At 70.0% G+C, this 8,945-nt stretch carries 7 protein-coding genes and 1 rRNA gene; 2 read left to right on the forward strand and 6 right to left on the reverse strand.

The window, feature by feature from the left end; all coding sequences use genetic code 11:
- Position 1 precedes the first annotated feature (1 nt).
- Positions 2–2,062, forward strand: coding sequence for a TraM recognition domain-containing protein (locus QMK24_RS27345; RefSeq protein WP_283469453.1), 2,061 nt, complete (start codon positions 2–4; stop codon positions 2,060–2,062).
- Positions 2,063–2,139: 77 nt separating this feature from the next.
- Here the strand turns inward: QMK24_RS27345 and QMK24_RS27350 are convergent, their stop codons facing one another.
- The 4 genes from QMK24_RS27350 to QMK24_RS27365 form a co-directional block, all read right to left on the reverse strand.
- The gene (locus QMK24_RS27350) at positions 2,140–3,222 is read right to left on the reverse strand and encodes a LacI family DNA-binding transcriptional regulator (protein ID WP_283469454.1); all 1,083 of its coding nucleotides are present in this window, start codon (positions 3,220–3,222) and stop codon (positions 2,140–2,142) included.
- Between the two features lie 155 nt (positions 3,223–3,377).
- Entirely contained in the window at positions 3,378–5,027 is a 1,650-nt protein-coding gene (locus tag QMK24_RS27355) for an extracellular solute-binding protein (RefSeq protein ID WP_283469455.1), read from the reverse strand.
- Positions 5,028–5,117: 90 nt separating this feature from the next.
- Complete coding sequence (locus QMK24_RS27360) at positions 5,118–6,005, reverse strand: carbohydrate ABC transporter permease (RefSeq protein WP_283469456.1); 888 nt, start codon at positions 6,003–6,005, stop codon at positions 5,118–5,120.
- A complete protein-coding gene (locus tag QMK24_RS27365; protein WP_283469462.1) occupies positions 6,002–6,856 on the reverse strand; it encodes an ABC transporter permease in 855 nt (284 codons plus the stop codon). Before QMK24_RS27365 ends, QMK24_RS27360 begins: the two co-directional genes overlap by 4 nt.
- A 306-nt stretch (positions 6,857–7,162) precedes the next feature.
- Here QMK24_RS27365 and QMK24_RS27370 point away from each other — a divergent pair, with 306 nt between their 5' ends.
- Positions 7,163–8,167 (forward strand): hydroxyacid dehydrogenase, encoded by a 1,005-nt coding sequence (locus QMK24_RS27370; RefSeq protein ID WP_283469457.1) that lies wholly within the window; start codon positions 7,163–7,165, stop codon positions 8,165–8,167.
- A 59-nt stretch (positions 8,168–8,226) separates the two neighbouring features.
- On the opposite strand, the gene QMK24_RS27375 is transcribed toward QMK24_RS27370, so the two are convergent.
- A complete protein-coding gene (locus QMK24_RS27375) occupies positions 8,227–8,736 on the reverse strand; it encodes a GNAT family N-acetyltransferase (RefSeq protein WP_283469458.1) in 510 nt (169 codons plus the stop codon).
- 90 nt (positions 8,737–8,826) lie between these two features.
- Positions 8,827–8,943: ribosomal RNA gene (rrf, locus tag QMK24_RS27380) — 5S ribosomal RNA — on the reverse strand.
- Between the last annotated feature and the right edge of the window lie 2 nt (positions 8,944–8,945).

Genomic DNA, 8,945 nt, shown 5'->3' on the forward strand with positions numbered 1-8,945 from the left:
CGTGGCAGCGGACCGACGTCAGCCCGACCGACGGCAGACCGAGGGCGGCGTCCCCGACGGGCTGATCCTCGGAATCCTCGGCTTCCTGCTGGGCATGACCATCATGGTCTGGACGGCCACCGGCGTCGCCGGCCTGCTCGCCCACGGCCGGTGGCCCGCCGCGGTGCACTTCACCCGCACCCCGTTGGCAATGCGTCACCTCATCGGCCGGCCGCACGACATCCCCGGCGCCTGGCCGGAGTCCCCGCCCCTGGAACTCCCGGGCTCGGGGCTCTTCTGGGGCATCTTCATCGGCCAGCTGATGATCCTCTTCGTCCTCACCGTCTTCCTCATCGGCGTCCTTACCCGCTACCGCGTCGTCCGAGCCAGGCGCCGTGCGGCGCGCTCGGGGACCACCGACGGGTCCGTCCCCCTGGAGAAGGACCCCAGCCCCGTCCCCCGCCCCCGCGACGCCGACCTACGGCGCCCCTCGAACGGCGGACGCAAGGCCTCCGCCGCACCCGCGGACAACGGGACCCACCCCGCGGCGCCCCAGGGCTACCACACACCGCCCCAGCCGGGGGCGACGACGCCGTCTCACCCCGGCGCTCCTGTACCGGTGGGGTACGGAGCCCAGCCCCCGCCCGGCGCGCAGATGGCGCCGCAGGGGCACGACGCTGCGGGCCAACCCGTCCTCCCTGCGGCTCCAGTCGGCTACGGAGCGCTCGGAGTCGGCGGCGCACCCGCGGCCCCGCCAGGGGCCGGTGCGCCCGCGCCGGGTGCGCCGGTTGGCGTCAACTCCCCTGGCCCCTCGGGCTATGCAGTGCGGCCCGTCCCAGGGTTTCCCTCCCCCGGTGGGTACGGCGAGCACGGGATCCCTGGCGCGCACTTGGCGCCTCCGGGCGCCGGCGTGTACTCGGCCCCGTCAGGGGCCGGCGCGCCCGCTTACGCCAACTCCCCCGCCCCTGGTGGGTACGGGGCGCAGCCCCCGTTCGCCGGCGGGCCTGCAGGGCCCGGGGCAGCCGGGGGGGAACAGCCCGCCGCAGGCGATCCGCTGGCGGGCGCGGAGTTGAGCCGTACGTACGCCCTCTTCGCGGCGTCCAGGGGCGACAAGGCCAAGCGGGCTGTCGAGCCCGCGATCCTGAACGCCACCGGCCCGGTGATCGTCACGACCGCGGACGCGGAGACGTATCACCGGACCGTCGGCAACCGCAGCAAGCTGGGCCCGGTCGCCGTCTTTGATCCGGCGCACCTGATCGACATTCCGGGGCGGCTGCGCTGGGCCCCGCACACCGGCTGTGAGGACTCGGCGAAAGCGGCGACCCGCGCCGCCGCGCTGCTCGCGCCGCTGCGGCCCACGAGCAGCCTGGACTCGATGACGTTCGCGGCAGCGGAAACGCTGCTGCGCTGCTGGCTGCACGCCGCGGGCGTGGACGGCCTGCCGTTCCGTCAGGTGCACCGCTGGGCGGCGGGCGGGGCCGCGGGCGGCGAGGCGGTGCGGATCCTGCGTACGGCGCGGACGGCCGCGCCCGGGTGGAGCGGTGAGCTGGAATCCATACTGCACGCCCATCCCGAACGGCGTGACGCCGCACAGGCGCTCATCCACCGGGGGTTGGAGTGTCTCAACTCGATCCATATCCGGGACGCCTGCAATCCGGGTCGAGTCGGTGCACTGGATTTGGAGTCGTTCGTCGCCGAGAGGGGAAGCCTCTACGTGGTGGGAGAAGCGATCGAGGATCCACGAGCCCGCCCGGGTGCGATGCCCCTGCTGACCGCACTCGTATCGAGCGTGGTCGAGCACGGCCGGTCCATGGCTGCGAGGTCATCTGCCGGTCGGCTCGACCCACCAATGACCCTCGTCCTCGATGACATCGCGGCGCTGGCCCCGATCCCGGAGCTGCCCGAACTGCTGGCCACCGGAAGAATCGCAGGGCTTCCGGTGCTCGCGGTGTTCCGTTCGCCGGAGCAGGCGCGGGACCGCTGGCGGTCCGCCGTGTGGCAGCAGGCGGACGTGCGGCTGTCGCTGGGCGACACGGCCGGCGTGATCGCGGACGAGATCCCGGACTCGGTCCGGCTCGGCTGAGCCGGACCAAGCGAGCCGGACCAACCGAACCCGACCAACCGAACCCGACCAACTGGGCGATGCCCATGGGGCCGTCACTACGTCCGCGGTGCCCGCCCCACCGACTCCCGCACCACGATGTGCGTACCCAGCAGGTGGCGGCGCTGCCGCTGCCCTGCCGAGGCGTCCTCGGACAGCGCGATCCTGACCGCCTCGCGGCCCAGCTCGTACGAGGGGATGTGCACGGTCGTCAGCGGCGGGTTGAGGTCCTGCGAGAAACGCTCGTTGTTGTAGCCGACGACCGAGACGTCCTCGGGGATACGCAGTCCCCCATCGCGCAGCGCGGCCATCGCACCCGCCGCGACCAGGTCGTCGCCCGCGAACACCGCCGTGAACTCCGCGGTGCCACCGGACGCGGCGAGCATGGCCCGCACCACCGCGTACGCGTTGTCCCGTCCCAGGCCCGACCCGGAGATCTGCGCCGACTCCGGATGAAGACCGTGGTCGGCGAGCGCGCGGCGGTACCCCGCCATCCGCGGCTCGAAGGTGCTGTGACCCGTGATGTGGCCGAGGAAGAGGATCCGCCGGTGCCCGGCGGAGAGCAGATGGCTGGTGATCGCGTACGCGCCCGCCTCGTTGTCGTACTCCACGACGAGCACCGGCATGTCGGGCGTGGGCGCCGGACGGCCGCACAGCACCAGCCGGGACCCGGCGGCGGACAGCGCGTGCGCGTACTCGTTCAGCCGGGTGCGGTACGGCTCGTCCTCGACGGCGCCGCCGACCAGCACCACGACCTCCGCGCGCTGCTCGCGCATCATCTGGACGAGCGCCAGCTCCCGTGCGATGTCGCCGCCGTGGCTGCACACCAGGCACAGCCGGCCGCGCGCGGCCGCTTCCTGCTCCACGCCCTGGGCGACCTCGGCATAGAACGGACTGTCGACGGCCTGCACGATGACGGCCACGGTCTTCGGGCCGGTGCCGGCCAGCGCCCGCGCCCGCGCGTCGATCACGTAGTCGAGGTCCTTCACCGCCCGCAGCACCTTGGCGCGCGCCGCCGCCGACGTCGGATAGTTCCCCGCCAGTACGCGCGAGACCGTCGCGACCGACACGCCCGACCGTTCGGCGACATCCCGGATGGTGACCCGGCGCTGACCGCCGGCCCGTGAAGCTGCTTCCGTCATGCCCGCATGCCCGCCGTCCGATTCCGTGCTTCGTCGCTACCGGCCGTCTCCTGCCGCGTACCCGCCCCACGTACACCCGCCCCGCGCTGCCGCCCAGCGTAGTCGTGCCCCTGCCCGGCGGCAGCGCGCTCCCCACCCGTGCTCAGGGTCAGGGCTCAGATGTTGGCCGCGTAGTCCCTCGCGAGCTCGTCGGCCATCTTGTCGCGCCCGTCGTTGCGCATCTTCTTGACCACCGAATCCCACTCGCTGACCGGCTTCCGCCCGGCCACGATGCTCATGACGCTGTCCTTCAGATACTGGTCGATGTTGGCGCCGACCCGGCTGAGCGTCGCCGACTGCAGTCCGAAGCGCGGATTGCGGACCATCAGCGGCATGGCCTTGACCTGCCACGCGTGGTTGATCTTCACCGCTCCCGGCTGACCGGGGATGAAGAGCACCTGCGGTGCGTCGCACAGGTACTTGAACGGCAGGTTGGTGTTGCCCTCGAGCAGCCCCAGCTCGTTCAGCTTCGGCGACCCGTCGGCGCCGCGCGTGAAGTGGGTGCCCTCGATGCCGAAGTGCAGCAGCTCGTACTCCTTGCTGCCGAACGGCGAGGCGAGGTGGTCGAGCACCCGCAGCATGAGCTTGATCCGGTCGTTCGACGCCTTCTTCAGCACGGTGTACCCGAAGATGTTGCGCGCCTGCTGGATCGCCGGCTTCCCGCTCCCCGCGCTGTACGGCAGCGCGGCATCCAGCTCGAACTTCCCCTTGATGCCCTGGATGTTGCTGATCAGCGCGCCGAACCCGTCCGTCATCGAGCCCACGGTGCCGTTGTAGAACTGCGTCTTGAGGTCCACCTGCGAGGTCGCGGAGGCGTTCGGCTGATAGACGCCCGCCGCCCACAGCTTCGCCATGTACTCGATGGCCGCTCGGAATTCGGGGGTGGCGTAGGCGTCGGTGAACTTGCCGCCCTCGACCTTCCACTCGTACGGCGCCCCATGCGCCGTCACATGCACATTGAGGCCGAAGACGCCCTGCTGCGAGGCGCCGAGCGCGTACGTCCTGCCCTTGGTCGCGGCCTTCGTCACGGCCAGGAAGTCGTCCGCGCTCCAGCCCTCCTTCATGCCGGCCCCGTCGAACAGGGTCTTGTCGACCCACAACTGGTTGCCGGGCTTGGAGCGCTCGACCGGTACCCCGAAGATCCGGCCGCCGATACGGCCCATGTCCTGCCAGGCGTACGTGGGGATGTTCGCCAGGTTCGGATACTGCTTGACGGCGTCGCCGGACAGGAACTCCGACAGGTCGGCGCACTTGGACTGAACGAACTCGGCCTCCCGGGGCAGCACATAGCCGCCGCCGATGTTGATGATGTCCGGCAGATCGTCGCCGGCCATCAGCGTGGCCATCTTGTTGGGGTAGTCCGAGTCCGGGACGACCGTGTACTCGATCTTCACCCCCAGCGCCTCGTTGACGGCCGTCCAGAACGTGTTCTGCGCCGCCGCCTTGGGCGGTGTCCCATAGGTGATGGTCAACACCTTGATGGTGCTGCCATCGCCCGGCTTGGCGGCGACCGCCTGCACCAAGTCCTTGGGGTAGGAGGTGAATCCGGCCTGCACCCCGTTGGCCGAGCCCGGCAGATCGGGCGTCGGCCCCTGGAAGGGGAGGTGCGCCGGCCAGGGGGTCAGCTTCTTGCCGGCATTGGAGACATCGTGCCCGCCCGAGGGCGAGGACGAACAGGCGGTGAGTACGGACGGGACCGCGAGGGCAGCGCCACCGGCAGCGATCGAGCGCAGCAGGGTACGCCGCGAGAACGACGAGGAACTCAACGGAGGTGTCCTTCCGGAAGTCGGTGATGGTGTCGGCCGAGAAACGTCTGCTTGCGACGGCTCAGCTCTTGATGACTCAGCCCGGTGGGCTCAGCTCTTGATGGCGCCGGTGAGCACGCCCTTGGTGAAGTACTTCTGCAGGAAGGGATAGACGATGAGAATCGGCACGGTGGCCACCACCAGCACCGCCATCTGGATCGTCTGCGGCGCGGACACCATGCCCGCCTCGCTCACCCCGGTGTCGGCGATCTGCGCGCCGTTGATCACATACGTCCGCAGCACCTGCTGCAGCGGCCAGTGGTCGGAGTTGAGGTAGATCGACGCATAGAACCAGGCGTTCCAGTACGACACCGCGTAGAAGAGCCCGACGACGGCGAGCGCCGCCTTGGACAGCGGGAGAACGATCTTCCGCAGCACCATCCAGTCCCCCGCCCCGTCGAGCCGGGCCGCCTCGTACAGCTCCTCGGGCACCGACTGGAAGAACCCGCGCAGCACCACCAGATTGAAGACGTTGATCAGCACGGGCGCGACGATCGAGGAGTAGCTGTCGAGCATCCCCAGGCCTTTGACCAGCAGGAAGCCGGGGATCATGCCGGGCGGGAAGAGGAAGGTGAAAAGGATCAGCAGCAGCACGGGCCGGCCGCCGAAGACGCCGGGGCGGCTCAGCGCGTAGGCCAGTCCGATCGTGCACGCGAGGCTGATCGCCGTACCGACCACCGTCACGCCCGCGCTCACCCACAGCGCATGCCCGACGATCCCGCCGTCGAAGATCTGCCGGTAGGCGCGCAGGGTCGGGTGCTGCGGCCACAGCACCCAGCCGCCGTTGTCCACGACCTCCTGGTTGGAGGCCAGACTGGTCGAGACGATGATCAGGAACGGGACGAGGACCAACGCCACGACTGCCGCCAGCGCCACGGCCTTCGCCGCCCGCGTGACCGGCCGCGGCCTCTCCATCCAGCTGGGGCGGACGGCGCTCATCGGTACACCCCCTGCTCTCCGAGACGATGTGCGATCTTGTTGGCCGCATAGACCAGCACGGCTCCGACGAGGCCCTTGAACAGCCCTGCCGCGGCGGCGAATCCGAAGTCGCCGCCGATGATGCCCTTGTAGTAGACGAAGGTGTCGATGATCTCCGCCGCCTCCGGCCCCACCGCCGGGCGCTGCAGCAGCATCTGCTCGAAGCCGACGGACAGTACGTCGCCGAGCCGCATGATCAGCAGCAGCACGACGATGGGCCGCACGGCGGGCAGCGTCACATGCCAGAAGCGCCGCCACGGTCCGGCGCCGTCGATCGCGGCAGCCTCGTACTGCTGCTCGTCGACCTGGGCGAGCGCGGCGAGGAAGATGATCGTCCCCCAGCCGGCGTCCTTCCAGATCACCTGTGCCACCACCAGCGGCTTGAAGGCGTCAGGGTTGCCGATGATGTCGACGCTGTGCAGCCCGGCGTCGCCGAGCGCGCTGTTCAGCAGGCCGGTGTCACCCAGCAGTTGCTGGAAGAGCGCCACGACGATGACCCAGGACAGGAAGTGCGGAAGATACGCGACGCTCTGCACGAAACGCCTGACGCTGTCCCTCGTCAGGCTGTGCAGCAGCATGGCGAGTGCGAGCGGGACGGGGAAGTAGAACGTCAGCTGCAGCAGCGCTATCCACACCGTGTTGACGACAGACGCCCAGAAGTCGCCGTCCTGGAACATCCGCTGGAAGTTCTCCAGCCCGATCCACTGGCTCGCCCACAGTCCGTCGAACGGAACGTAGTCCTTGAACGCGATGACGTTGCCGGCCATCGCGCCGTAGTGGAACAGCAGGAAGTACGCCAGCCCCGGCAGCATCAGCAGCAGAAGGACCCGGTCCTTGCGGAACCGCTTCCACCGTGAGTCCGGGCGCGGCCCTCCCACATCCCCATCGGGCACAGCGGGCTCATCGGGCCCGGTGGGCGCGACGGCCGCATGGCTGCGGTCAGTGGTGCCCCGGTCGGCTATCGCCATCGCGTCCTCCCTGACGGTCAAGGTGGGAGGAAACTAAACCGGTTACTACGTCAGGTCAAGACCTTGAACCACTGGGGTTCTTGACCTGCAGGGCTCACGGCTCTAGCCTCCGTGCAACATCAAGTAACCGTTTACTTCGTGGGGGATGTCATGGCGGACCGACCGACCGCAGTCCTGGCCATGCGCGCGGACGTAGTCGACGCGGTGCTTCCGGCCGATCTACGGGCCCGGCTCGAGAACTGCGTACGGCTCCACCCCGACCTCCTCACCAGCGGCTTCGGCACGCCCGCGGCCCGTGCGGCGCTCGGCGCGGCCGATCTGCTCATCACCGGCTGGGGCTGTTCGCCCATCGACGCGGACGTACTGGCCGCCGCCCCGCGGCTCGGCGCCGTCGTCCACGCCGCCGGCACCGTCAAACACCATGTGCACCCAGCCGTCTGGCAGCGCGGAATCACCGTCTCCTCCGCCGCCGACGCCAACGCGGGGCCCGTCATCGAGTTCACACTCGCCACCATCGTGCTGGCCGCCCGCCGCACGCTCGGCACCGCCGCCCAATACGCCAGGGGCGACGTGCCCGGCTTCGGCGAGCGCCAGGGCGGCGACGGCGCGACCATCGGCGTCATCGGCGCCTCCCGCATCGGCCGTGGCGTCATCGCCCGCCTCGCACCGGCGCCCGCCGGCTATCGCATCCTGCTCGCCGACCCCTACGTCTCCCCCGCGACGGCCGCCGAACTCGGCGTCCAGCTCATGGAGTTGGACGACCTGTGCCGGGCCTCCGACATCGTCACCGTCCACGCCCCCGACCTGCCCGAGACCCACCAGCTGCTCGACGCCCGGCGACTCGCCCTGCTCCGCGACGGCTCCACCCTCATCAACACCGCACGCGGCCGGCTCATCGACACCGACGCCCTGGTCCGCGAATGCGCCACCGGCCGCCTCGACGCCTATCTGGACGTCTCTGAGCCCGAGCCGCTCCCCCACGGCCACCCGCTCCTCGGGCTCCCCAACGTGTTGGTCACCCCCCACATCGCCGGCTGCCAGGGCAGCGAGATCCGCCGCCTCGGCGCCTACGCCGTCGACGAAGTCGAGCGGTGGACCCGGGGTGGGCGTCTGCTGGGCGAGGTGAGCGCGGCCGACCTGGCGCGCATCGCGTAGGGCCTGTCCGGCCGATCATGGGCGCGACAGGACCACTCGTACCCGGTGCACCCTGCCGGTCACGACAAGCGCGGCAGCTCCATCTCGTACTCGGTCTGCGATTCGTCGAGCGGGAACGCCATGGTCTCGCCGGTCCTGGTGAACCCGAGCCGCGTGTAGAACGCCTGCGCCCGGGCGTTGTCCTCGTGGACCCACAGCCGCACTCGGCCGATCTTCTCCGGCAGCTCCCACGACCAGTCGACCGCGGCCCGCAGCAACCTCTCGGACAGCCCGTTCCCCCGGCCCTCCGGCCGCATGTACACCCCGACGAGGTGGGTCTGCGGCACCGGGAACGCCGCCCCCACCTCGACCAGTACCGTCACCGACCCCACCCACTCGCCGGCCTCACCGACCGCGACGAACCCCGGTGTGGTCCCTCTGCGCTGCCACACCTCTTCCGGGAACGCCGCTTCCGTCTCATAGGTGTTGACGAAGGCCACGCTGCTTGCCGGGTCCTGAAGCGCGGCCAGCCGCAGCTTCTTCCTCTTCTGCCACTCGCCGGGTCGAGTGGCGCGTATCTCGTATCCCATCCGGCGATCGTGTCAGCCGCCCGGGCAGCATCGCAACGCAAAAAAACCGTAGGCCCGAGATCAGAGATCCCGGGCCTACGGCCAATGATTGTTCGGCGGTGTCCTACTCTCCCACAGGGTCCCCCCTGCAGTACCATCGGCGCTGAAAGGCTTAGCTTCCGGGTTCGGAATGTAACCGGGCGTTTCCCTAACGCTATGACCACCGAAAC

The organism is Streptomyces sp. PH10-H1, from assembly GCF_030063355.1.
Taxonomy (GTDB): domain Bacteria; phylum Actinomycetota; class Actinomycetes; order Streptomycetales; family Streptomycetaceae; genus Actinacidiphila.